Genomic DNA, 23,461 nt, shown 5'->3' on the forward strand with positions numbered 1-23,461 from the left:
CTGCGCGAGCTTGACAGAAGGGGCCGAGCATCCGCAAAGGTCGCAGCCATTGACAAACCCTACCGACCATTCAGCAGTTCCGGCCCACTATGTATTCGGCCTCGGCAACAGTATCGCTGCATCGACGATAGGCCGGGGCAAACTTGCCGATCAGAGTCGCCGACCCTACAAGGCGCTCTCAACTTAGCACTACTTTCCCTCTCCACTTGACCTGATCGAGCCAACCGGTCCGACGTCAGACATTTCCCGCAGGCGCGGCAGCGCCCCCTGCCGAGGCGAGCGGCCGGAAGGCAAACTGGGACTCACACTTATCGTGTGCGCAGACCGGTTTGTTCAGACCGTACGGCCGCTGATATTTAGTGCGGCCACACACGCATTCGAATTGACCGCAGAATGCTTTGAATTCCTCCCAGCGCGTCTTCTCGTCTCCGATCGAGCCATCGCCATAGGGTGCGTCCTGGAAGTGGCTGCCGAAATTCTCGATGTCGCCTTTTACCAAGCTGGTGAGGAAGCGGTTGTTGACACCGGGCACGTCGGCCGGCGTCAATTTGATATCGCTGAGAAAGCCGCCGATCGCCGAGGCCAGTTCGGATCGTTCGTAGGAATAGGCCTTCTCAAGCGGGCGGATGCGCACGTTGACGCCGAAGCCGCGCCCAATGCTCAGCAGCCATTCCTCCTCGGCCTGACGCATCTCGTTGGCCGCAGATTCTCCCGCCGCCCAGCGATCGGCGATCATCTCGTCGGTCACCTTATGGTCGGCAAAGCGCGGGCCATAGGCCGGGTCCAGCCCGATGATGCGCGTAAACTGCCAGTCCTTCGCAGCGAGCTGATCCTTCAGGTGATTGAAGAACCGCTCGTCATGGGTAACAAGGATGATCTGGCAGTCGGTGAACATCTTTGCGAGCAGCGCGCCGATCGCGCGGCGATGATCGGCGTCATAGGAGGTGACGACGTCGTCGAGCGCGATTACCGGGGCGGCGCCGTTGAACTTCTTGATCGCCGCGAGGCGGAGCGCCAGCGCCACCGAGTGGATCTGGCTGTCGCTCAGATAGCCGCCCGGCGCGACGCCCTGACGATTGTCAGAGAAATCGATTACCAGCTGCATGCGCTGCTGATTAATATCATCCTCGCCGGGCAGTTCGAGCCGGATCGGCCTGGCCCTGTCGCCCTGTATCTCCTTGTAGATTTCGTTCATCGGCGCCTGGAGCGTGTCGAGCAGCGACTGGACCTTCTCCCTGATCTTGCCCGAGACGAGCGTGGCCTGTGTGCCGAGCGCCTCGTGCAGCGACGTGAGTTCCTCGGTCGTACGCGTCGCCAGCGCCATATCCGTCTTGAGCTTCAGCAGCCGGTCGATGCTCGCCTTGGCCTTCACCCAGGTATGTTCGCCCTGCTTGTCCTCGATGTCGGCGATGTCCTGGTCGAGACCGGCGAGGCGCGCCTCCAGCTCGGCGGTGATCGCGGCGGACGCGGGGGCGGCGGCGGCCGGCCATGCGGCAACCCCGGCCTGATACTCGATGAGTGCTGCCCTGAAGCCGTCGGGATCATCTTCAGACAGATGATCGATCATCGCGGGAAGCCGCGCGATCAGCTGGTTATGCGCCTTGGTGGCGGCTTTGTCGGCGTCGTCCAGCGCGGTCTTGGCGTCGTTGTAGCTTTGCAGATCGTCCAGGTGGGTCTTCAGAAGATCGCGGATCGCGAGGACGCTTCCAGCAGCGGTATCGCCGATCGCAGTCGCGCAGACCGGACATTCGTCCGGAGCCGCAGCATCGTCGGCAAACAGTTTTTCGGCTTCCTTCCACACCGACCGGAAGACCGTGCCCGCCGCTTTGTCTCGCTCGTCGGCTTCGGTGGCCGTGGCATCCGCCAGCACCGCCAGCGCTTCGTCGAAGGCGGCAATGGCGCCCGAATTTTCGGGGTCGCCGCCGTCCTCGAGCACAATCTTCTGCCACAGCGCGATAACCAAGTTGCGGACCTGTCTCAGCCCGGCGAGGCCGACGCTCTTCTCCTCGGTCGCGACGCGTTTGCCGATATTGACATAGCCGGCGTCCGCGGCATCGAGCGCCGCCATCGTCAGCGCGGGATCGAGCGGCGCAATGACGTTCGTGTTGACGAAGTCGAGCACGGCCGCATTGTCCCACGCCTGCACGGCCTGGGCGGTCTCGGTGCGTAGCTGCCCGGCGAGACGAACCTGCTCGGTCGTGCTCTCGGCAGCGGCCTTGACCTCGCGGCGCAGCAGCCGGAGATTCTTCTGGACCTCGACCAGCGGCGAGAGCTGCAGCCAGCTCACCACGTCGCTGTAGCGGGTCTCCGCCTTGTGCTCCTCGACGAAAGTCCGCAGCGTATAACCGCGGATGATCGGCGCGACGACGAACCCGGCCTTCATTGCGGTGGCTGCTGCATGGATCGGGCGGAGATTGCCCACCGCAGTGCGGCTTCCCGCAGTGGTGGTCTTGCCGGTGATGGTCGTGAACTTGACCACTGGCGCGATCCCTGCCGCCTGCGCGCCATTATGGACCAGCGCGGACGGGCCGGCCTGGTTATTGAGCGCACGCTGCCCGAGCCGATCGAGCGTGCCATGTTCGGAGAAGAGAAATTCGAGCGCATCGATGACACTCGACTTGCCAAGGCCATTGGGCGCGAAGATCGCCAAGCTCAGCTTCTTGCTGAAATCGAAGGTCTTGGGCTGGAGATAGGCGCGAAAGCCCTCAAGCGTCAGCGAGTGGAACAGCGTCGGATCAGCCATCGGCCTGCTCCTCGGTCGGAGCCGCGCGCTCGGCGGCCAACGTCAGGATCGCGGCCTTGGCATTGGCGATGACATTGTCGTGCGGCGTGATCGTCAGCAGATGATCCGACAGGATCGCAGCCAGTTCGGCGTCAACATCGTCGGAGGCCTTGAGCGCAGCTGCGACGCCGGTCAGAAACGCTTCGGGCGTTTCCAATACATCCGCTTCCGGAGCCGCAAGAGCCGCCATCATGTCGAGCGCCACCGCAATCTCAGGTGCTGCGTCCTCGTTCACCAATCCCCCTCCTCCAGCCCGTCCGCGAATCGGTCGCGCCAACGCCGTGCCGCCCGTTTACGTCAACCGGGAGACTAACAAAGTTCAACCGAAGCGAAAACGATCGAACGCGACATCAAGCCGGATCGTGCGGAATATCAGCACAATAATGACGATGGTGCACAACGGGCGCACAAGCACCTAAATCGGCGGAATGCCCGCATGGCTTAGCACGCGGTTCAAATCATCGAGGCAGCGCTGACGCAGGTCATCGAGATACCGCGCCAGGGCGGGTTGGCGTAGATCGAGGCAAGTGCCGACGGCAACGATCGTGCCGTCCTTCAAGCCCTGCTCGATCTGCGTGCGCAGGAGCTTCAGATTCTGGTCGACGTCGCGCAGGCCGTTCCGCGCTACCGCATCGTCGAGTTCATGATAGCCGCCGATCGCCTTGCGGATGACCTGGCGGCTTTCGCGATCAACCAGTTCGCCGGTGCGCAGCGCCTTCTGCGTGTCCTTCAACGCTTGGGAAAACTCGCTCGGAGTTTCGCAATGCAGCGGCACCTCGAAGGCCGGCCGGGCGAATGCCATTGCAATCGTGCGCAGGATGATCTCGTCGAGATCCTTGGGCGCGCGTACCTGGATGACGTCGCGATAATAGCGGCGCTGCAAGTCGGGATAGCTGTTGAGGTGGGAGATACACTCGTCCCAGGTCCAGACGATCGCGATCCGCTGGCGGCTCGCCTGTTCCCACTCGTCGTTGATCTCCTCAACCCAAGCCTGCACCTTGGTGTCGCGCCGTGCGGTGGTGGCAAGGATCCACAGGCTGAGGTCGGGCGTGAAGCCGAGCGCCGCGTCTGCTTCGTTGCGCAGGAACGCGCGCGAGATTGATCCGCCCGGATACGGATTTCCGTTCTGGTCGAGATCGGCGAGGCGTTTGCACTGGATGCCGACGCGGCCGTAGCGCCTCGAAGTGCCGAAGACATCGACGCCATGCTGCGCCTGCCCCGGTCGACCGACTTGCTGCGCATTAGGGACGTCATAGACTTCGGTCAGCAACGCCGCGCACAGGTCTTCGAACTGTTGCCAGTAGAGTGGTGGCTGGAAGAACTGCCAGATTCCCAAAATTCATCCCTCATCGCACGATTGCTGCACCGGGCGCGGTGGGCGCCACCGGCCGGTGGCGTCCCTTGCGCTATTTCTCCGTTGGAAAGCGGAGGTACTTCTTACCTGTCCAGCGGCGATAGACGAAGTCGCCATCGATCGCCGCGTTGATCGCCTTCAGGGTGGTCATCAAGGCGTGCTTGTCGAACCCATGATCGTACAGCCGATTATAAAGGATCGACCAAGCTAGACAGGAATCAGAAAAATGGACCTTCTCGGCGGTCGATCCGAACACCCAGCCGAAGACGACGTCGGCCGCAGTCAGCGCCTTGGTCAGCTGTTGATCGCCGCCGCCGCAGGTCGCCATCACAAGCGCCTTGTCAGGCCCAGCGGCAGGCTTGATGAGTTCGACGAATGCCTTCCAGCTAATGTTCTTTCTATTGGTCAGAATAACTCCCGTGCTGTTGCCGTGCGAGGAGAAGTGCAGGATCTGCGCCTTGCTTTTCGCTGCCTCGGTGATGGCACGCTCGACCAGCGGCTTGGTGAAGGCGATCCGATATTCCGTGGTGACGTCGAGGATTTTCAGGATCTCGTTCGCGGCATGGCCATCCAAGCGGCGCTCGTAGAAGTCCTTCGGGCTAAGCGTTTCTAGAATATAGACACTGTCGAGCATGGCATCCCCCGTTGATACCGGCAGCACCATATGCAAAACGTCGAGGTACGTATAGGAGTCGGGCCCGTGGCTGGCTCGCGTAACGCCTAGCCAGATCTGATGGCAACGTGCGGGATCTGTACTTAATTGACCTACAGTTTCGAGACTCTCTCCCCTGCTGATTTCGAGGATCTCGTACGCGATCTAATTGGTTGCGAACTCGGCGTCCGATTCGAAGCGTTCGGGCCAGGTCCGGATGGCGGCGTCGATGGCCGACATGCGACCGGCGGCGAGACGGTGATTCTCCAGGCTAAGCATTATCGCCTGTCGGACATGGCGGCGCTCGTTCGCGTAATGAAGAAGGAACGCGGCGCGATCGACCGGCTTGCTCCTGACCGATACATCCTCGCGACGTCGCGACCGCTGACTCCGGACAACAAGGCCGTCCTCGCAGAAATCGTCGGACCATCGTTAACATCGAGCGATGATATCTTCGGATGCGAAGATCTGAACGGCCTGCTCCGCAAATATCCCGACATTGAACGCAGTCACGTCAAGCTCTGGCTCTCCGGGGCCGGTGCGCTCGACCGTGTGCTTAATGCAGCGTCGCACAACTTCACGACGATTACGCGCCAGGAGATCGAGGCGAAGCTAAGGGTTTATGCCGAGAACCCGAGTTTCAAGTCCGGGCGAGACATTCTGGAAGATCAACGCGTCCTCATAGTTTCGGGTCCTCCGGGCGTGGGAAAGACAACGCTCGCCGAGATGCTGTGCTACGCGTACATCGCGGAAGAATGGGCACTTGTCTCAATCCGCAATCTCGAAGAAGGATTTTCGCGTATCGACGACAGCAAGCGGCAAATCTTCTTTTTCGATGATTTCCTCGGCAGGATCGCGCTCGACGAGCGAGCTTTGTCGACGCAGGACTCCGATCTCGCCCGCTTCATCAGCCGGGTTAGGCGAACGCCTAGTGCGCGATTCATCCTAACGACGCGTGCCTATATCTACGAACAGGCGCGGCTTCTTTCGGAAGCGCTTTCCGATACCAAGCTAAACGTGTCGCGCTACGTCCTTGACGTGGGAATCTACACACGACGCATTCGCGCGCGCATTCTCTACAACCATTTGGTGGTAGCGGGCGTGTCCGAAGCGCATATCGCTGCGCTGATCGAGCAGAAAGCGATCAAGAAGATCGTCGATCACAAGCACTACAATCCCCGCATCATTCAGTTCATGACCGAAGCGGACCGGATCGCCGACATCGATCCAGAAAGTTATCCCAAAGCGTTTCTCGATACGCTCACGGACCCCGATCTCATCTGGGACAAGGCGTTCCGCGCCCACATTACGCGGCGCTCGCAGCACCTGCTTATCACCCTGTTTCTGATGTCCGAATACGGCTCCGAGATCGAAGATCTTGAGGAAGTGTTCACTGGGATTCATCCGGTTCTGTGCGCGAAATTCGGTGTCCCATACGACCCAAAGGACTTCGACGGCGCGCTTCGGACGGTGGAAGGAAGCTTCATCGTGATTTCGGGAACGACGGTGCGCTACGTCAACCCCTCGGTTCGGGACTATCTCGCGCGCTATTTGAGTGACAAGGCATTGCTGTCCGTGCTTGCCGATGGCGTTCCCACGCTGCGAAGTGCGCGCAATCTCTTCGATCATTTCATAAAGCAGCCCAGAGCTACCAATGAAGGGATTGCCACCTTCATTTCCAGATTCGTTCGACTCTGCGAGCGCTTCGTCACGGTGGAGGTGTGGAAGCGCATCCCGGGCGAAACATATCGTGCGCGCATGTACGAGCTGTCGAACTCGGACCGCATGGACCTTCTCGTGAATTGGTGGCGGCTTTCAAACGCCGAGCCTTTCATCGAGGCAGCGCAGACGATCGCCGACAAGGGTCGTGCCGCCCTTTCCGCATGGGAGGACGGGAGGAAGCTGCCGGAGATTCTAGCGGGATTGCGTGCAGCCCAAGCTCTAGGCGAACCGACACCGCCCAAACTAATCGACGCTGTCCAGGCCGGGGTTTCTGGTCTGCTCGCGACCGATCTTGATCCGGACGACATAACACGCATTCTTGCGGCTGCCGACGACCATGAAGGTAGTCTGCCGCCCGAGCTTTTCGCCGAGATCGAAGGCGCCACGCAGCGGATGATAGAGGAACTGCCGGATAATCTCGGCCATATGGATTCGGAATCTACGCTGGAGGATTGGGGCAAGACGATCGAAAAGCTCGCCACCCGATTCCCTGCCGATCCGCGCATCGTCGAACGCGCCCATGCCGCCCTCAAGCAGCGAACTACGCAATTGCGCGAGACAGAGGCTGAGGACACTGAGGCGAGTTTTAAGGGGGCTGCGAACCTGCCGAGCGACAAATTCGACGATGCCGCACTGGCAAGTTTATTCGGATCGCTCGGTGCGTCGACCGCTGCCATGAGCGCGGCGGACGACGATGATCTGGGCGATCTCGACGATATACCGTTTTAGCGCCGCGAGACTGTAGAAAGACCGACTTGCCCATCTATTCCACAATAGACCCGGCGACCTCTGGCAAGGAGGACGGTCTCCTTGTCCGCCAAGACGCCTGAACTAACAGCGGCTGCCGGGTGCTCAGCATCCGGCGTCAAGTGTCTGGTCGTTGAGTGATCTTGCTGACGGTCCGCTTGGCGACTTCGGTCAAATGCAGACCTTCGCATCGGGACATGAACGACCGGCTCTGGTCGACCGCTGCCGGAAAAGCAGAACGTCTGCTGCCGGGGATCGAAAATCTGGCGCTGAGCGTCCGGCAAGGGTCGGATTGGCTGAATTGGGACAAACCCGTCATCTCCGATCATGCGAGGGAGCGGCAGGTTGCGCTTTAAGACGTCATTCCGGCGCCACGCGAAGATTGCCGCGATAGATCCAGCCCTCGACCGGAGCGTCTGACGCATAATCGTAGACCGCGACACGTGCCCAATCGCCCCGTGCATCCCGCACTTCCACCCATTGGTCCGGATAAACGATCCGGATGACCAAACCCTGCCGTTCGGGCGTTACCCGCAGATTGGCGCGGCCGTGGATGTAGCGGATGTACTTGTGGCTCCCTGCATCGCGCGACTCCGCAAGGTCCTCGCGAAGCGCTCTGATCTCTGCGGTTGCCGCCAGGATTTCTTTGTTGGGCTCAGCGTCGCCACGAAAAGGTACAAGGTCGGGATAAAGAGAGAGAATTGAAACGACGAGAGCGATCAACGCCACGACGCCGGCCTTCTGAATTTCAGATTTCGCCCAACCGCCCGCATCCCGGATAAGGTCGATCGCCGATTCTAGAACGGCAAGCCGGTCCTCCGGTGAAGCTTCGTCATCGTCCAGAGCCTCGATCGCATTGAGCACCGAGCTGAACAGCGGCGCTTCGCCCGTCCCCGCATCATATTGGTGAAGAAGGTCGGAGGCCGCACCAAGGGCAATCTCACCTTCCAGCGCAAGGGACGCCAGCGACTGATAGCCTGGGCGATACATCGCTGCGGCTTCGCGCTCGATCTGCGACATCATCGACGATGCCGTCAAACGCTGTGCGGCGGCAAGGACGGAACTAGAGATGCCGAGGCCGAGAATGCGGCTGGCCGAGGTCCAGCGCTCCTGGTCCATCTGGGTGAGGCCCAGAACCTTGGAGAGGTTACCGATCGTGTCGAGTTGTGAGCTGGCTGCAAACAACTTGCCGATCGTGGTCTGCTCGCGAAAGGCGCGGCCGAGTAGGTCGCCACGGGCAAAGTGTTCGAGGCGCGTTTGTCCGATCGTTCCCAAGTCTAGGCTGTCGAGACCGCGACTCAGCTGCATCAGCTTGTTGTGGCGGTTGAGCTCGCGCATAACGGAGCCGCCACCCAGCGTTTCGGTGATGCGACGCGCGGCATTCTTCTGGCCGGTCTCGAAATCAAGATAGTAGCCGCGCGCGCCTGCCAGAAGCCGTTCGCTCGGTTTTACCTGATCCCCGGCTTCCACCGGTTCGGGAGCGCTCAGTTTCTCGGCATCGCGCTTCCTGCTACCGCCGAGCGAGCGGAAAATCGGGGTCGCCGCGACCAGCAGCTGCTCGGCAATTGCTTCAAGCTGATCTGAGTCCAGCGCGTCGACGACCGCGGAATCCAAGCCAGGCTTGTCCGCTTCCTCCACATCTTCGGGCGGCGCGACGCGCTCGCGCAACAAGATCCGCAGAAAGTCCGCCCCGTCTTTCCAGCGCCGCGTACGCTCGCCCCCGCCGAACCAATTAATGAATGAGACTGTACGGATGCGAACGGATACTTCGCCAATCCCCGGCAACATGGCCTTTGCTGGCTTCAGAGCTTGAGAGATATCGAAACCCTTGCGCGGTGGATCATCGGTCATCAGGATCGTCTAGCACCGGATTGCGGGCAACGAAGCCGGTTTTCATAGCAATGGCGGGAGAACGGGGCGTCAGCTGGGCGTGCCCCTGTGCCCAAGGAGCGCTTTTAGTCCGGCAGCTTCTGTATGATCCAGCCGGTCGCACCGCACTTTATGAACGACCGACTCTGCTAGAAAGCCGTCGGAAAAGCGGAAGGTCCGCTGCTGAGGATTGAAAATCGGGCGCGGGATGTCTGAGAAGGGTCGTTCAAGGTGATCTCCCTTTGGATAGATATATGCTGTAAGTGGGCAATATGCAGCATCTGCAACCAACTGATTTCGCGACCACGCAAACGGAGTTTCGCTCCGACTTGTTCAGCGTTCAGCTAAACCGGTTCCATCTGGCAGAGCCGATGGACGATGTGTTGCGCACGGGCGAAGGCTACAGGTTGGATTTAGCCCTCCACCCGCGACCGGGCAGCCCGCGCGGGCGTTATCGGGATCGTTGGGCATCGCACCGGTTCGAGCCTATCGGTCCGCTGTTCCTTGTCCGGCAAGGCGAACGAGTGCAGGCGCGGAGCGAGCCGGGCCATGGCGCGGCGGTCGTCTGCCATCTCGCTCCTTCCGCCGTTGCCAACTGGTTCGACGATGAAATGGAATGGACCGACCGGCGGCTGGAGGCGTGCCTTGACCTGCGCTCGCCGGAATTGAAGGCGCTGCTGCACCGCATGGCGTCTGAACTGCGCGAACCGGGTTTTGCCCATGGCCTGCTGTTGGAGGCTCTGGCCGTGCAGGCGGTGGTCGAGCTTCGCCGCCATTGCGTCGCGATCGAGAATGATCGTGCGCAGGGTGGCCTCGCGCCCTGGCGGTTGCGCTTGATCGAGGAGCGGCTGACCGAGCGGCTCGATACGCCGCGTCTCGAAGAGCTGGCGCAGCTGTGCGGCGTCTCGGTGCGCCAGCTGACGCGCGGGTTCCGGGCGAGCAGGGGTTGTTCCATAGCCGACCATGTCGCCGACGCACGGGTTGAGCATGCCCGGCGGATGATCGCCGAGGGGCAGAGCATCAAGGCGGTGGCCGCGCAGTTGGGTTTCGTCTCGCCGTCCAGCTTCACCCAGTCCTTCCGCCGCGCGACGGGGGTGACGCCCGGCCAGTTCCGCGAGAGCCTCGTGCGGGCATCCGTCTAGTCGAGGTCGCGCAGTGCCGCCGCGATCCACATGCGTTCCCACAGATTGCTGCCGCCGCTCTGCTCGAGCAGCCGTTCGAGCGCGGCCCGCTTCGCCTCCCGTCCATCCGCGCTGTCCGGTTCGGCCTCCAGCGCGATGTCGAGGAGGTGGAGCGCTTCCAGCGGTCTGCCTTCCTCGACGAAGTCCCGCGCCCGCGCCACGATGCGATCCGCACCGCCCGCCAGTTCGGCAAGGGCAGGAGCGACGCTGGCCGGGGGCACGGCATAGAGTTCGGTGGTGCTGCGTGCCGGGTCGAACCAGCCGCTATATTCATGCCAGATCGCGCGCACATTCCACGCAACCTTGCCATATTCCTCGGTGAGCGTGAGTTCCGGTGGCGTGCGTATCTCCCGCATCAGGGTTCGCAGGTCGATGCCTGCATTCATGCCCTCCATGGTGCGGTCCAGCACCCATTGAACGGCGTCGATGATGCGCGTCGTCTCCGTGCGGATGTGATCGCCCCCGATGATCGCCTCGTGCCCCGTCAGGATCATCTGCGGTTCCAGCGCGCGGACGATAGAGATGGAGGCGATGAATGCCTCCGCTGAACGAGGCTTGTCGCCGCGCATGGTATTCAAGTTCGGGTGGTTGCCGAACAAGGGGCCGAACAGATTGCCGACGATCGCCACCTTGTCGTCGGGCAGCCAGACGATAAGCGCGGAGCGGGTTTCGCCGCCCGGCGTCCAGATCAGCTCGAACCGACGGCCGCCCAGTGCAAAGGCATGATGCGCGTCGATGAGAAAGTCGGGCATGACCTCCTGAGTCGGCACGATGGCGTCGCTGCGCCCGGTGATCTGCCCGAAGATGCGCCGCGAGCCGCGCCGGTAATGCGCGTCCAGTGCCTTTGAATAGCGGCGGTCCTCTGGGTAGATATGATGTGCGATGACCTCATTGTCCGGCGTCTTGTAGACCTCCAGCCCGCCATATTGATTGGCGTGGCTCTGGGTCAGGACGATCTTGCGGATGGGCGCGGAGGAGACTTTGGCGAAGCGGTCCCTGCCGATACGCGCATCGCCCAGCGTGCCTGCGTTGACCAGCACATCACCCTCCGCCGTCGTCACCAGATAGCTGTTGCCCACGCCCCGGCTTTCGAAAATGCCATGTCCGCGATCGATGGCGGCTTCCTGTCCCTCGCCCGACTGGACGAAGTCGGCCACGCGCAGGCCCTTTGACGACAGCTTGTCTTCCTTGCTCATGTCCACCTTAATCCTCCGGGGTCGTCCCACGCTTCGGCAGGGCCGGCGTGAAGTGCAAGCGCAGGGATTGGGCCGGCGCAGCAATATGGCCGGACACAGACAAGGCTGGTGACTTGCCGACAAGCCGGGCCGTTGCTGGCCGGGACCGCGCGCTGCATCCGGGGCTTCATGATATGGGTGAGGAGATGAGGGCATGAGGTTCGAGGACATTGTCGAGGGCGCGCGACGCAAAGCGGGTTGTGCGGACCCGGATAGCGACAGCTGGCGCGAGGGGCTGGATATCCTCGTCCACGACCACAACCGGCAGGGCCGCCTGACCGAGCGCGGCCTCGCCAACACACAGGGGCGCTACGAGACGATCCTGGCCGCGCGCATGCAGGTCGACGACTATCTGCGCCGCAACCCGGCGATACTCGATACGCCGGTCAAGGCGCCCGTGTTCATTCTCGGCCTGCCACGCACCGGCACGACGATGCTCAGCTATATGCTGGACGCCGATCCGGCCAATCGCTCGATGCTACGGTGGGAAGCCTATAGTCCCGCGCCCCCGGCCGCGCCTGGCGCGCTGAAGACGGACCCGCGTTGCCTTGCCGAGATGGCGAAGGACGAGATGATTCAGAAGGCCGCCCCCCATGTCGCCGCCGCGCATTTCGAGCCCGGCGACGGCCCGACGGAATGTGTCCACCTCGTGGCGCAGGATTTCCGGTCGCTGATGCTGGCAGTGACGACGACGGTGCCCAGCTATCACGACTGGCTGTTGTTCACGGATATGGCGACGGCCTTCGAACACCGGAAGCGCGTGCTCCAGATTCTCCAGACGACCAATCCAGGGCGCTGGATTCTCAAGATGCCGTCGGACGCGCTGTTCATCCGCCAGATCTTTCGGACCTTTCCCGATGCGAAGGTGATCTGGACGCATCGCGACCCCTTTGCAGCGGTCGGTTCCTCCTTCGGCATGCGCGGCGGGTCGCGCCCTATGTTCGAGGTCGACGAGGGGCGTGACTATATGCGGCAGTATTTCCCGTTGCAGCTGGCGCTCCACGCTGCCCGCCCGCTGGAACTGTCCCACGAGCGGCCCGATGACATCTACCACCTCTATTATGACGACATGGTCGCCGATCCCATCGCGCAGGCCCGCAGGATTCATGACTGGCTCGGCTTCGAATGGACCCATGCCGGCGAGATGGGAATGCGTGGCTGGCTGACCGATAATCCCCAGAACAAACGCGGCAAGCACAGCTATTCCCTTGGAGAGTGGGGCCTGTCGAAGGAGGAACTGATGCCCTATTTCTCGGACTATCTGCGAGAACATCCCGTCGCCCGGAAGGAGGCGCTGGTATGAGCCGCGCCCTCTTCGACCTGTCGGGCCGCGTCGTCGTCGGCGTGGGCGCCAACAGTGGTATCGGCTTTGGCTTTTTGATGGGCTGCGCCAAGCAGGGCGCTGACGTCGTGGTGTGGGGACGCCGGGCGGATCGCAACGAGGCGGCGCTGGCCGAACTCAGGGATGCCGGTGCCGGGCGCACGCATCAGGAAGCGGTCGATGTGGGGGACGAGGCGGCCGTGGGGGCGGCCTTCGCGTCCACCCTCGCGGCGATGGGGCGGGTGGACACCCTGTTCGCCAATGCAGGCTTCAGTTCACGCGCGCCATCCTTCCCGGACATGACGAGTGAAATGTATCACGAACTGCTCAACGTGAACCTGCATGGCGCCTTCTACACCCTGCGCGAGGCGACGCGGCACATGCGCGCGCGGGCGCAGGCCGACGATCCCGGCGGCTCCATCGCCATCTGCGGCAGCCTGTCCATGTTCCACGGCCTGCAAGGGATGGAGCATTATGCAGGGGCCAAGGGTGCCCTCAACGCGATGATGAAGGGACTGGCCGTCGAGATGGGACAATATGGCGTGCGGGTGAATATGATTGCGCCCGGCTTCATCATGACGGAGATGACCGAGGCGAGCGACCAGCGCGACGCCATCATCCAGCGTTTCTCCTCCATCACGCCGCTGGGCCGTCCCGGCTACCCGCACGATATCGAGGGGCCGGGCGCCTACCTTGCGTCCGATGCATCGAAGTTCCACACGGGCGACGTCCTCGTCGTCGATGGCGGCCGTATGGTGAAGTCGCTATGACGGGAACGATGGATAGCGCGCCGGCGTGGCCGGTGGCGGGCTTTATCGGTCTCGGCAGCCAGGGCGCGCCGATCGCGCGGCGCATGGTCGACGCGGGCATGTCTACATGGCTGTGGGCGCGCCGGGCGGATACGCTGGAACCGTTCAGGCTCTCTGGCGCCCAATTCGCTGACAGCGTCGAGGAACTGGGCGCCACGGCCACCCATGTCGGCATCTGCGTCGTCGATGATGCTGGCGTGCGAGAGGTTTGCGCTCGGCTGTTCCCGGCCATGCGCCAGGGTTCCACTATCGCCATCCACTCGACCATTCACCCCGACACCTGCCGGGAGATGGAGGAGAGGGCTGCGGGCTTCGGCCTCTATTGTATCGATGCGCCCGTCAGCGGGGGCGAGCCTGCGGCTAGGGCCGGGACGTTGACCTTGATGCTCGGCGGTGACGAGGCAGTGGTCGAGCGAGCAATGCCGGTGTTCAGGACCTTCGGCCGCCTGATTGTGCATCTGGGGGATGTCGGCACGGGTCAGTACGCCAAGCTCATCAACAACACGCTGCTGGCAGCTAACATGGCCCTCGCGCACGCCGCCATTGAGGTGGGCCGAACCCTTGGCATCGAGAAGCATACGCTGGTGCGGCTTGTCGGAGAGAGCAGCGGCAACAGCTTCGGCCTCGGCGTCTGTGCACGCATGACTTCGCCTGCCGGCTTTGCCCATGGCGGGGCCTTGCTCGACAAGGATGTCACTCTGCTGGGGACGGTGGTGCCGGAGGGTGATAGTGCCTACCGAATCCTGAGTGAGGCGGCAAAGCCGTTCATTGCGCTGACGCGTAGCTCTTGAAAGGGCAGGGAAAGCGGAATGTCAGCTGTTGAGACGGAGATTAAAGCCGCTGAATGTCTTCAAAGGGTCGACGTCATCCTTTCGCGCCTGCTGCAAACCTGCGGATTTGTCGAGGTATGCGGGATGATGGAGCCTGCACCTACAGAGGCATATCAATCTGGGAAATCATAGGGGCGAGCAAATGAATTACGCTTTATGAACGGCGAAGTTTTCGTCGATATGCAACAGGCGATAGGCCGATCTCGCGGCGGAAAGCGGCATGGAAGGCGCTGTCGCTGAGGTAGCCTGCCTGTGCTGCCACCTCGCTGACGGTCGTCGTGCTTGCGGCAAGCTGGCGCGCGGCCACCCGCATTCGCCAATTGGTGGCATAGCTGACCGGCGGCATGCCTACGCGGCGCGCGAACCGCTCGGCAAAGGTCGATCGTGACAGACCCGCAAGCGAGGCGAGTTCGTCGAGCCGCCAATGGCGTGCCGGATTGGCATGGATGTCATGCAGCGCCCTTGCGACCGGAGGATCCGACAGGCCGCCAAGCCAGCTGGGGATTTCCGTCCTGGCACTGAGTTGGCTGCGAAGGGCCTGCACGAAGAGCAGGCGGATCATGTCGTCACACGCGGCTCGGGCGCCGGGCAGATTGCTTCGCCATTCGGCGTCGAGTTGGGCGATCAACCATCCCATCGGCGTTGCGGAGGCCTGCTCGGCATCGATCAGCAACAGGCCAGGTAGCAGCGGTAGCAGCAAGTCCGCCTGGGCGTCGTCGAAGTTCACGCTCCCGCCGAGGATCTCTGTTTCCGCAGCCGCTCCTACCTGGCCACGAGTGGCATCATCCTCGAACAGCAACGATGCATCGATCGGCTGCAATGTTGGATCGCTGGCCAGCACGAAGGGTGTGCGCGCGACCATGAAGCAATCGCCGGCCGACAACCGCCGGGCGGAGCCTTCAGCCAAAATCCAGCAGGTGCCGGAACGAATGACGTTGAACTTGACGTGCGTGGGCGAAAACCGCAGCGCCCATGCTCCGCCCGCGGTGAAGCAGACGGTGCATGCCGCGCTCGCTCGCACCAGACCAAGCACATCGGACAAGGGGTCTGCCGGGGGTTCCTGGACGATCACGACATGATTCCGGATTAATAAGGGTCGATCATCCGATCGGCTTACTTCAGAAATCGGCTGATGACGAGCTTGCAAGAACCCATCGGATCGCCCTTCGGCGCCGCCTCCACCGCTGGCGATGTAATCGCCGGCCTCGACCTTTCCGGCCGCACCGCCATTGTCACCGGCGGCTATTCCGGCCTCGGCCTTGTTACGACAAAAGCGCTCTCCAGTGCGGGCGCAGAGGTGATCGTGCCTGCGCGCGACCTTGAACGGGCCGAAGCCGCGCTGGCGGGTATTGAGCGGGTGGAAATCGCGACCATGGACCTGATCGACGCCGCATCGGTTGCCGATTTCGCCAGTGCCTTCATCGCTCGCAGGCAGCCGCTTCACCTGCTGATCAATAGCGCAGGCGTCATGGCCACACCCTTGCGGCGCGACGCAGCCGGCCATGAGGCGCAGTTCGCGACAAACCATCTCGGCCATTTCTTACTTACCTGCCATCTCTGGCCTGCCTTGGCGCGCGAGGGTGCCCGCGTCGTTGCCGTATCCTCGCGCGGACACCAGATTACCGGTGTCGATTTCGAGGACATCGATTTCGAACGCCGCGCCTATGACAAATGGGTAGCCTACGGACAATCCAAGACGGCTAACGTCCTGTTCGCCCGTGCTCTGGACCGGCGGGGCGAGGAGCAGGGAGTTCGCGCCTTCTCGCTGCACCCCGGACAGATCATAACCGATCTGGCACGGCATCTCTCGAAAGAGGAAATGGCAGGGTTCGACGCATTCGACGCGCAAGGCATGCCGATCATCGACCCTGCGCGCGGCATGAAGACCGTCGAGCAAGGCGCGGCAACGGCCCTTTGGTGCGCTACGAGCCCGCTTCTTGAGGGCATGGGCGGCGTCTATTGCGAGGATTGCGACATCGCCGGCATCAATGCCGAAGAAACCGGCCGCAAAGGCGTGGCGCCTTGGGCTATCGACGATGAAGCCGCTGAGCGCCTCTGGTCAGTCTCCTCGCGATGGACGGGTCGTTCCATCTAGATCATCGCAAAAAGATGCACGAAAGAATGGAAGAGCCGTCCGGCGCAGGGCGGATCTCACCCCAGCATCGTCACCTGGATCGTCTGTGCCTCATGCTCGCTGCGCACGTTTCCACGGCTCGTTCTCGCAGTGGGCCGCGCGTCGCGATCATCTTGTCGACGTCTCGCGGCGGTAGGCGCTGGGTGTCATCTTGGCGGACTTGCGGAAGCTGGCGCTAAACGCCGAGGGGGTCTCAAACCCCACCTCGAGCGCGATCGCGATGATCGGTAACTCGGTGTGGGCCAGCAGCTCCCGGGCGCGGTTCATGCGCAAGGACGTGAGCCATTCATGCGGCGTCATGCCGGTCGCCAGCCGGAACGAGGTGGCAAAATGGAAGCGGCTCAACTCTACGAGCCCGGCCAGTTCGTCGAGGCTGATCGCGTGGTCGAGATGGGCGATCATGTAATCGTTGATCCGCCGGATCTGCCAATCCGCCAACCCCCGTCGCGGCGCGACAGCCTGTGCGGCGCCGAAGCTGGAGTGCGCGCGAATCAGCTGGGTGCACAGAAGATCCACCGCTTGCTCCACGAAAAGCGAGGCCCCGGCATCGGACGAAGCTGCTTCCTTGCCGAGGATTGCCATGATCTGCGCCGACGTCGGATCGTCGAAGCAGTTTCGGCCGATCAGTTCGACGCGGTGTGGCACCGCCATCGCTTCCGCCGCCGACTGAAGCCGCCAGTCGGGCAGGTAAACGTGCGAAACCTCGATCGGCCCTTCGACATCCCAGCGCCCGTCCTCGCCCTCCGGAATGAGGGTGATCGATCCTCGGCGCGTGCGCGATTCCACCCGCTTGCTGCCCTGCCGCCAGGTCGCCTGCTGGGCAGTGCCGTAGTACGTCATGACAACGTGGGTATCCAAGCCCGGAAGCGCTGCGTGGAGCGCGCCGTGGGTCCAGGGCCGAGTGAGCCGGGTGCCGCCGCGCAAATCCTGGTCGGCCAGCACCGGCGGCGTATCGAGGATATGCTCCATCTCCGCGCGTGTGGACGCGCGTTCGCCTGCTGACGGAACATTCGCTGTCTCGGACGGGGAAGCGGCCATCGTTCATCCTCGGCGTGTCGCCTGACACTATCCGAACGCCGTTCTGCATCAACCGCAATCTGGCGACAGTCGCCGCAACCCCGCGACAGAAGCGAACCGGGCAATCCCGTACATCTCTTCTCACAGGAGGCGCATGCCGCGCCCGACAGGAGGACAAGATGGACAGGAAGAAGATCACGATCATCGGCGGCACCGGCCTTGTCGGGGCGAAGCTGGCCCGGCTGCTCGCGGTGGCAGGGCACGAGGTCGTCGCGGCCTCACCCGGCACCGGGGTCAACAGCGTCACCGGCCTAGGGCTCGACGAGGCGCTGGCCGGCGCCGACATCCTCGTGGACGTATCGAATGCCATGTCGTTCGATCCCGCCGAGGTGCGCGCTTTCTTCGACGCCTCCGGCCGGAACCTCATCCGCGCGGCCGCTGCTGCCGGCGTGAAGCACCATGTGGTTCTATCCATTGTCGGTGCCGACCGCATGCCCGGCAACGGCTATTTCGACGGCAAGCTCATCCAGGAGCGGATAGCCGCCGGTTCCGGGCTGCCTTACACCATCGTGCGCTCGGCCCAGTTCTTCGAATTCCTGGCCGCCATCGCCGACGGATACACCGCCGATGGTGTCGTAAAGGTGAGCGACGCGCAGTTTCAGCCGATCGCTGCCGACGATGTCGCCGCGAACCTCGCCTCGATCGCGCTGGAGGCACCTGTAAACGGCATCGTCGAGATCGCCGGGCCGGAACGCAGGCCCTTCGATCTCATCATCGGCCGCTATCTCAAGATGCGGGGCGATGCTCGCCGCGTCGAACGGGATCCCGATGCCGACTATTTCGGAAGCCGCGTCGACGATCTCTCGCTCGTCCCGCTCGGTCTCCATCGGCAGGGCAAGCAGGATCTCACCACCTGGATGAGCGCGCAGGCCATACCCACCGCCTGATGCCGCCCGAACTCTTCACAATCCGCTCGTGAAAGGACAGTCCCATGAAAACCCTGATTTCCACGCTCGCCATCGCCGCCGCCTTCGCGGCACTTACCCCAGTCGCCCACGCGCAGGCGCACGCCCACGATCACGCGGCGGCCCGGGAGACGGCTCCCTCACCATCGGGCGTCAAGGCGACGCTCGTCTACCAGCATGCGATCCCGGACGTCCCCGGCAAGAGCGTCAAGGGCGTACTCGTCGAGTATCAGCCGGGCGGCTCCAACGGATCGCATGTCCACGCGCGCTCGGCGCTCATCTATGCCACCGTCATCCAGGGCGCCGTCGTCAGTCAGGTGAATGGCGGGGAGATCCGCACCTTCAAGACCGGCGAGAACTTCACCGAACTGCCCGGCGACTTCCACAACATCAGCGCCAACGCCAGCAAGACCGAGCCGGCCAAGCTGCTCGCGGTCTTCATCGTCGACACTGACGATGCCGTCCTGACGACACCAGCAAAGCAGAACTGACCCGCACTCCCACCATCACGACATCGAGACATAGAAAGGATATGTCATGAACCGCCTGAACTGGTTTGAAATCGCTCCCGACGGCGCAAAGGCCTTGATGGGCGTCCACCACTATATCACCAAAAGCACCAGCCTGCCGGAGGAGCTCATCCACCTCGTGTTCCTGCGCGTATCTCAGATCAACGGCTGCGCCCACTGCATCGATCTGCATACCCGTGATTTGCTCAAGACCATGCCTATCGACAAAGTGGTGCTGGTGCCGGTGTGGGACGAGGTTCCTCATCTCTTCAGCGACCAGTATCGCGCCGCACTGGCGTGGGCCGAGGAAGTGACCAACCTCAGCGAAACCCATGCATCGGATGAGGCTTATGCAGCAGTCGCGGAGGTGTTTGAGCCGAAGGATCTCGTCGATCTTACGTTAGTGATTGCCGCTATGAATGCCTTCAATCGGCTGGGCGCGCCGTTTCGCCTTCCCGTCGCCGCGAGGCAATAATCCTGAGAGACGGTTCAAGCCTTCGTATTGACTGACAGCAGTTTAATCGAAGCACGAGAAGTTGAATGGTGGGAGGCAAGCCGCTCCTCCACCACTTCCTCTGAATCGGCGCACATGTCGAGCAAGGTTTTGTCAAAGAAGCTTGATCAACAGGTTCCGGTAGGGATGGGATAGCTATCGGCGCCAGGCAATAGCCTACTCGGGCCGGCTGCCTCGCATAGCTGACGGTCTGGTGTTGGAGAGCGCAAGTCTGGCGCTGAACGACCGGGAAGGGTCGCTCTGGTGGCTGAACACGCTTAGCTGCGACGGTTAACCGCCTCAGCTTGCCCGCCGAGGTAATCTACTACGTCGACAAGCGTAAGATCGAGATTATCATTGGCGAGGGTAGCGCTTGGATCGCCGTAAGTGCAGATGCGACATGGGGCGCCCTTTTCCATCCTGTTGACTATGTTGCGGCTCTCAGGCCACCTCCGGTACATGGCCACCAGATCCGCTGAACGTTTCAAACGTCCCGTTATTGCTCTCCTCGCAAAAAGGGCCGCGCATCGTTGCTCGAATCCTGATTGTCGCGCCATCACCACCGGAGCTGCAGTGAAGGCATCGGGCATAGTTAACGTGGGAGAAGCGGCGCATATCTATGGAGCTCATCCTGGTTCAGCACGTTACGATCCAAAGATGGCATCGGCCGCACGATCCGACATCGCGAATGCAATTTGGTTGTGCAGTAACTGCCATAAGCAGGTTGATGACGATGAAGCCAAATTCCCGGCTGGCCTTTTATTCGAGTGGGTTAAGGAACATGAACTGGAGGTGGGACGGATGGTTGGTAAGGCTGGGGCAGAAGTTCGACGAAAATATGAGGATCGGTATCTCGAAGAGTTTGGAAAGCTGAGCTATCGAGCAGAACGCCTGCTAATCCAGAAGACGGATTTTTGGGAATATCGTCTGACAAGCGAAATGCTTCGATACGAAATGGCGCCAATATTGCAGCGATGGAGAGCTCTTGAACGGGGTCTTTATATGCGCCCACTTAACCGCATTTTGAATGAGGATTTTCTTCGATGGATAGACCTTAGAATAAAAGAGATCCTTCATATCGTCTCGGCGTTCGGTGAGTTGTTTAATGTAGAGTTCGCAAGATCTTGGGGAATTCCTGGTGTCGCAGGAGATGCGGGGGAGATCGTCGCTACGACCAGGTTGTATGCTGAGATGTGCCGCTGTGCTCTCGAATGGGAAGAGATGGTTCGCTTCGCCAGCGTCGATGAAATCTTTGATGAAGTGTTATCACTTTTTCCGGGCATTGCGGGATATCTAATTGACGAGGCGGCGAAGGCTCCCGCCTTCCTTTCTGAGATCTTGTTGCAGCCTAACCCTGCCGGCGAGTTCAATCTCAAGATCGTATTGGAACTGCCGGAAGGCTGGCCCGAACAAGTTGCTGATGCTCAAAATCGGGCGATCGAAGCATATTTAGCGGAAAAGGAGGCAGTGGCGTTCGACTAAGATGGCATGGATACTCATAATGTGCGTGTTCAGTTTTAGCGTGGCCTGAGACCATGGATTTCCACCAGATAAGGCAAGAATTCGGCCATTGACGGAGTCGGATGAATGACGCTGACGATATTTGACACTACGGCTCACTTAATTGCCGCCATGATGGTTCTGTGAATTTTCCGCCCATAGCCTTTCCGCTCAATTAATTGACGCTTATGTCCAGTCCAGCGAGGTGGATCATGGACGAGAATACAAGGCGCACTCTGGCTCAGAGCATCGAAACTGCTCGGCGGCTATCACGCACGGTCGAAATCGGCGAAACGGTCCGCAAAATGGACGAGGCCGGCAAGCTGGCGAGGACTTCAGAAGTTGGCGAAGCCATGAGCCGACTTCGCTCCGTCACGGCGACAAACGAATTCATGGAAAAAATCGCCGCCGCCCGACGCACGTTCAATTTCGTTGAACCTAAGGCGATGAAAGCGATGCAAGCCGCCCCGCGCTTCTTCCTTCCACCATCACCGGTCGGTGCGCACCTCCAGCAGCTCGCCGAGAATACCGCCAAGATAGCACAGGCTTGGAAGTCAGTCCTTGTCCCACTCCAGCCCGTCTTCAACAGGTTTTCCGAACAGTCTGCAAAAGCTAAGTTGGTGGAAGCAAGCGGATGGCTACCCCATTCCAGTACACCGTTTCATCTTATCGATGAGGATCAATCAACTGAGGAAGTCGATGCGGCGATCGCTAGCTTCTATGAAGAGAACTGGTCGAACATTGAAACGGATTTTCTTGAAGCTGTATCGGACCACGAGATCGATGCTGAAGCAAAGGAATGTTTCGCAGAGGCTATCAAGGCACATAAACTAGGCCTGTATCGCACAGTTCCGCGGACGCTATTCCCAGAGGTTGAACGTGTAGCTGCTGTTGAATTTTACGACGGTAAGCGAAAAGTCAAAACCAAGGATGGCAAGACGGTAGGCATCACTAGCCTACCTACAATCCGACAAGATATTGGCAGCCTCCCAGCTGGAGAGGTGACTACATACGATTATGGCTACCACCTTTTCAAAAAAATGGAATCGCATTTGTATGAAAAGGTCGGTGAGGATCCAGATACAATCGCTGGTTTTGAAGCTGATCCAGTTCCTAATCGCCACGCCAGCCTGCATGGTATCATCGTCTATAACACCGCAAAGAGCAGTCTGAACGCCCTCATCATGACGGAATTCCTGTTCCATATGATGTCGCGAGTGAAAACATACCTCATCGAAGAAGCCGATGAGAATAACGAATAACGAGCGTGAACAAGGCCCACGTCCTATAGCTGGAAGCGAAAAGCCCAATTTCATACCCTGAAAAGCCGCAGAAATCGGGGGTTTCGCAAGCCAAGAAATAGCAGAGGCCCTGCAGTTCAAGATTCTTTCAGGGTTACGCTATTCAGCAATCCATCGTCAATCACGCGCAGCTGACGGACCAGCACTGCGCGCTGATTGGCGTATGCCGCCCGCAGATCGCGAGTAGCGGCAGAAACAGCATCTACAGCGGCCGCAAGCTGGTTCTCAGCACCCTCAGCCTTTGCATTACGCTCTGCCAACTCCTGCTCAGTCCACTCGTATTCCGTGACGTGGATGGTTGCGTAGATTGGCTGACAGATATCTGAGAGCGTAGCGGCCAACTTCTCAGCCGCCTCCAAAAGTGCGTCCTTGCTTCTCTCGACAATCTCAGCGTCCTGCGATTGGATGAACAGCGAACGCAGGTGGCGAAACAGCCCATTCGCTTTGCTATGAGCAGCGGAGTACCATTCATGAATTGACGGAGGTGGACCGTACTGCTCGTGGTACTCGATATCGCCGTCAATCTCAGACAGCGGCTTGGCGATAATCTCGTTCATACTGGCGCGCTGAGCGTCTAGAGCTACCACCATGTGCCCGATGGTTTCGCGCACCATGACGTTATTTTGGGTCCGCATCAGGGCAAGCTGTTTCAACACGGGGCGTGCGGCCAACCCAGCAGCGACCAGAGCCATAACGCCGGTAATAAACGTCTGCCAGTTATAGAACCACGTGATGACCGCTGGTAGCCAAGTCAACTCGATGCCGCAATGGCACATTCAAAATCCCCCATCGATACTCAGCCTCCCAACTGTCCTAGCATTAGCAAAAGCGGACTCAAGACGGACGCATCTATCGCCAACCCTGCCATCACATGCTGGGACCAAACACCTACCAGACCGTCGGCAACTGGGGATCAAAAATTGGCGACTGAGAGTCTGCAATGGGTCGACCACGGAAGAGGCTGCTACGCGCCCATGCACGAACCCGCTTCGCGGGAGGGTCGCTTGGCTGCGGTGTCGCGTGATATTCATAGGTTTTGG

Annotated in this window: 21 protein-coding genes; 12 read left to right on the top strand and 9 right to left on the bottom strand. The window is 60.9% G+C overall.

Annotated features, from left to right (window positions below; all coding sequences use genetic code 11):
* Window positions 1-235: 235 nt before the first annotated feature.
* The 4 genes from V7066_RS03110 to V7066_RS03125 all read right to left on the bottom strand — a co-directional run bounded on the left by V7066_RS03110 (window position 236) and on the right by V7066_RS03125 (window position 4,770).
* Window positions 236-2,743 carry an AAA family ATPase gene (locus V7066_RS03110; protein ID WP_334181782.1) on the bottom strand — a complete coding sequence of 836 codons (2,508 nt, stop codon included), beginning with the start codon at window positions 2,741-2,743 and terminating at the stop codon, window positions 236-238.
* Entirely contained in the window at window positions 2,736-3,017 is a 282-nt protein-coding gene (locus tag V7066_RS03115; protein ID WP_334181783.1) for a hypothetical protein, read from the bottom strand. Before V7066_RS03115 ends, V7066_RS03110 begins: the two co-directional genes overlap by 8 nt.
* Window positions 3,018-3,197: 180 nt before the next feature.
* On the bottom strand, window positions 3,198-4,118 hold the full coding sequence (locus V7066_RS03120) for a hypothetical protein (RefSeq protein WP_334181784.1): 921 nt from the start codon (window positions 4,116-4,118) through the stop codon (window positions 3,198-3,200).
* 70 nt (window positions 4,119-4,188) lie between these two features.
* Complete coding sequence (locus V7066_RS03125) at window positions 4,189-4,770, bottom strand: hypothetical protein (protein ID WP_334181785.1); 582 nt, start codon at window positions 4,768-4,770, stop codon at window positions 4,189-4,191.
* 126 nt (window positions 4,771-4,896) lie between these two features.
* Here V7066_RS03125 and V7066_RS03130 point away from each other — a divergent pair, with 126 nt between their 5' ends.
* On the top strand, window positions 4,897-7,239 hold the full coding sequence (locus tag V7066_RS03130; protein ID WP_334181786.1) for a restriction endonuclease: 2,343 nt from the start codon (window positions 4,897-4,899) through the stop codon (window positions 7,237-7,239).
* Between the two features lie 215 nt (window positions 7,240-7,454).
* Complete coding sequence (locus V7066_RS03135; RefSeq protein ID WP_334181787.1) at window positions 7,455-7,613, top strand: hypothetical protein; 159 nt, start codon at window positions 7,455-7,457, stop codon at window positions 7,611-7,613.
* 4 nt (window positions 7,614-7,617) lie between these two features.
* Here V7066_RS03135 and V7066_RS03140 read toward each other — a convergent pair whose 3' ends face one another.
* Complete coding sequence (locus tag V7066_RS03140; protein ID WP_334181788.1) at window positions 7,618-9,108, bottom strand: SH3 domain-containing protein; 1,491 nt, start codon at window positions 9,106-9,108, stop codon at window positions 7,618-7,620.
* A gap of 290 nt (window positions 9,109-9,398) precedes the next feature.
* On the opposite strand from V7066_RS03140, the gene V7066_RS03145 reads away from it, so the two are divergent.
* Window positions 9,399-10,268: a helix-turn-helix transcriptional regulator gene (locus V7066_RS03145; protein ID WP_334181964.1), complete on the top strand. Its 870-nt coding sequence runs from the start codon at window positions 9,399-9,401 to the stop codon at window positions 10,266-10,268.
* Here the strand turns inward: V7066_RS03145 and V7066_RS03150 are convergent.
* Window positions 10,265-11,503 (bottom strand): alkyl sulfatase dimerization domain-containing protein, encoded by a 1,239-nt coding sequence (locus V7066_RS03150; protein ID WP_334181789.1) that lies wholly within the window; start codon window positions 11,501-11,503, stop codon window positions 10,265-10,267. The two genes, V7066_RS03145 and V7066_RS03150, sit on opposite strands and share 4 nt — an antisense overlap.
* Window positions 11,504-11,696: 193 nt before the next feature.
* Between V7066_RS03150 and V7066_RS03155 the strand changes: the two genes are divergently transcribed.
* From V7066_RS03155 to V7066_RS03165, 3 genes are read left to right on the top strand one after another with little or no spacing between them, the layout of a single operon-like run.
* Window positions 11,697-12,845: a sulfotransferase family protein gene (locus tag V7066_RS03155; RefSeq protein ID WP_334181790.1), complete on the top strand. Its 1,149-nt coding sequence runs from the start codon at window positions 11,697-11,699 to the stop codon at window positions 12,843-12,845.
* Entirely contained in the window at window positions 12,842-13,633 is a 792-nt protein-coding gene (locus V7066_RS03160; RefSeq protein ID WP_324699370.1) for an SDR family NAD(P)-dependent oxidoreductase, read from the top strand. The genes V7066_RS03155 and V7066_RS03160 overlap by 4 nt, the downstream gene beginning before the upstream one ends.
* Window positions 13,630-14,463, top strand: a complete 834-nt coding sequence (locus V7066_RS03165) for an NAD(P)-dependent oxidoreductase (RefSeq protein WP_324699369.1) — start codon at window positions 13,630-13,632, stop codon at window positions 14,461-14,463. The genes V7066_RS03160 and V7066_RS03165 overlap by 4 nt, the downstream gene beginning before the upstream one ends.
* Before the next feature lie 193 nt (window positions 14,464-14,656).
* On the opposite strand, the gene V7066_RS03170 is transcribed toward V7066_RS03165, so the two are convergent.
* Entirely contained in the window at window positions 14,657-15,574 is a 918-nt protein-coding gene (locus tag V7066_RS03170) for an AraC family transcriptional regulator (protein WP_334181791.1), read from the bottom strand.
* Between the two features lie 60 nt (window positions 15,575-15,634).
* Between V7066_RS03170 and V7066_RS03175 the strand changes: the two genes are divergently transcribed.
* Complete coding sequence (locus V7066_RS03175) at window positions 15,635-16,597, top strand: oxidoreductase (RefSeq protein ID WP_334181792.1); 963 nt, start codon at window positions 15,635-15,637, stop codon at window positions 16,595-16,597.
* A 147-nt stretch (window positions 16,598-16,744) separates the two neighbouring features.
* Here V7066_RS03175 and V7066_RS03180 read toward each other — a convergent pair whose 3' ends face one another.
* A complete protein-coding gene (locus tag V7066_RS03180; RefSeq protein WP_334181793.1) occupies window positions 16,745-17,674 on the bottom strand; it encodes an AraC family transcriptional regulator in 930 nt (309 codons plus the stop codon).
* A gap of 158 nt (window positions 17,675-17,832) precedes the next feature.
* Here V7066_RS03180 and V7066_RS03185 point away from each other — a divergent pair, with 158 nt between their 5' ends.
* The 5 genes from V7066_RS03185 to V7066_RS03205 all read left to right on the top strand — a co-directional run bounded on the left by V7066_RS03185 (window position 17,833) and on the right by V7066_RS03205 (window position 22,382).
* Window positions 17,833-18,600 (top strand): SDR family oxidoreductase, encoded by a 768-nt coding sequence (locus tag V7066_RS03185; RefSeq protein WP_334181794.1) that lies wholly within the window; start codon window positions 17,833-17,835, stop codon window positions 18,598-18,600.
* A 44-nt stretch (window positions 18,601-18,644) separates the two neighbouring features.
* A complete protein-coding gene (locus V7066_RS03190; protein ID WP_054436080.1) occupies window positions 18,645-19,109 on the top strand; it encodes a cupin domain-containing protein in 465 nt (154 codons plus the stop codon).
* 46 nt (window positions 19,110-19,155) lie between these two features.
* Window positions 19,156-19,602 (top strand): carboxymuconolactone decarboxylase family protein, encoded by a 447-nt coding sequence (locus V7066_RS03195; protein ID WP_334181795.1) that lies wholly within the window; start codon window positions 19,156-19,158, stop codon window positions 19,600-19,602.
* Window positions 19,603-20,079: 477 nt separating this feature from the next.
* On the top strand, window positions 20,080-21,102 hold the full coding sequence (locus tag V7066_RS03200) for a hypothetical protein (protein ID WP_334181796.1): 1,023 nt from the start codon (window positions 20,080-20,082) through the stop codon (window positions 21,100-21,102).
* Between the two features lie 230 nt (window positions 21,103-21,332).
* On the top strand, window positions 21,333-22,382 hold the full coding sequence (locus tag V7066_RS03205) for a hypothetical protein (RefSeq protein WP_334181797.1): 1,050 nt from the start codon (window positions 21,333-21,335) through the stop codon (window positions 22,380-22,382).
* 116 nt (window positions 22,383-22,498) lie between these two features.
* Here V7066_RS03205 and V7066_RS03210 read toward each other — a convergent pair whose 3' ends face one another.
* Window positions 22,499-23,197: a hypothetical protein gene (locus V7066_RS03210; protein WP_334181798.1), complete on the bottom strand. Its 699-nt coding sequence runs from the start codon at window positions 23,195-23,197 to the stop codon at window positions 22,499-22,501.
* Between the last annotated feature and the right edge of the window lie 264 nt (window positions 23,198-23,461).

The organism is Novosphingobium sp., from assembly GCF_036820275.1.
In the GTDB taxonomy this organism is placed as follows: domain Bacteria; phylum Pseudomonadota; class Alphaproteobacteria; order Sphingomonadales; family Sphingomonadaceae; genus Novosphingobium.

Bases quoted from the DNA above. Each gene is read 5' to 3' on its own strand.
- V7066_RS03190 (WP_054436080.1), top strand. From the start codon at position 18,645: ATGAAAACCCTGATTTCCACGCTCGCCATCGCCGCCGCCTTCGCGGCA.
- V7066_RS03150 (WP_334181789.1), bottom strand. From the start codon at position 11,503: ATGAGCAAGGAAGACAAGCTGTCGTCAAAGGGCCTGCGCGTGGCCGAC.
- V7066_RS03210 (WP_334181798.1), bottom strand. From the start codon at position 23,197: ATGTGCCATTGCGGCATCGAGTTGACTTGGCTACCAGCGGTCATCACG.
- V7066_RS03180 (WP_334181793.1), bottom strand. From the start codon at position 17,674: ATGGCCGCTTCCCCGTCCGAGACAGCGAATGTTCCGTCAGCAGGCGAA.
- V7066_RS03165 (WP_324699369.1), top strand. From the start codon at position 13,630: ATGACGGGAACGATGGATAGCGCGCCGGCGTGGCCGGTGGCGGGCTTT.
- V7066_RS03125 (WP_334181785.1), bottom strand. From the start codon at position 4,770: ATGCTCGACAGTGTCTATATTCTAGAAACGCTTAGCCCGAAGGACTTC.
- V7066_RS03135 (WP_334181787.1), top strand. From the start codon at position 7,455: ATGAACGACCGGCTCTGGTCGACCGCTGCCGGAAAAGCAGAACGTCTG.
- V7066_RS03155 (WP_334181790.1), top strand. From the start codon at position 11,697: ATGAGGTTCGAGGACATTGTCGAGGGCGCGCGACGCAAAGCGGGTTGT.
- V7066_RS03195 (WP_334181795.1), top strand. From the start codon at position 19,156: ATGAACCGCCTGAACTGGTTTGAAATCGCTCCCGACGGCGCAAAGGCC.
- V7066_RS03200 (WP_334181796.1), top strand. From the start codon at position 20,080: ATGGCCACCAGATCCGCTGAACGTTTCAAACGTCCCGTTATTGCTCTC.
- V7066_RS03110 (WP_334181782.1), bottom strand. From the start codon at position 2,743: ATGGCTGATCCGACGCTGTTCCACTCGCTGACGCTTGAGGGCTTTCGC.
- V7066_RS03145 (WP_334181964.1), top strand. From the start codon at position 9,399: ATGCAGCATCTGCAACCAACTGATTTCGCGACCACGCAAACGGAGTTT.
- V7066_RS03140 (WP_334181788.1), bottom strand. From the start codon at position 9,108: ATGACCGATGATCCACCGCGCAAGGGTTTCGATATCTCTCAAGCTCTG.
- V7066_RS03160 (WP_324699370.1), top strand. From the start codon at position 12,842: ATGAGCCGCGCCCTCTTCGACCTGTCGGGCCGCGTCGTCGTCGGCGTG.
- V7066_RS03175 (WP_334181792.1), top strand. From the start codon at position 15,635: ATGACGAGCTTGCAAGAACCCATCGGATCGCCCTTCGGCGCCGCCTCC.
- V7066_RS03185 (WP_334181794.1), top strand. From the start codon at position 17,833: ATGGACAGGAAGAAGATCACGATCATCGGCGGCACCGGCCTTGTCGGG.
- V7066_RS03205 (WP_334181797.1), top strand. From the start codon at position 21,333: ATGGACGAGAATACAAGGCGCACTCTGGCTCAGAGCATCGAAACTGCT.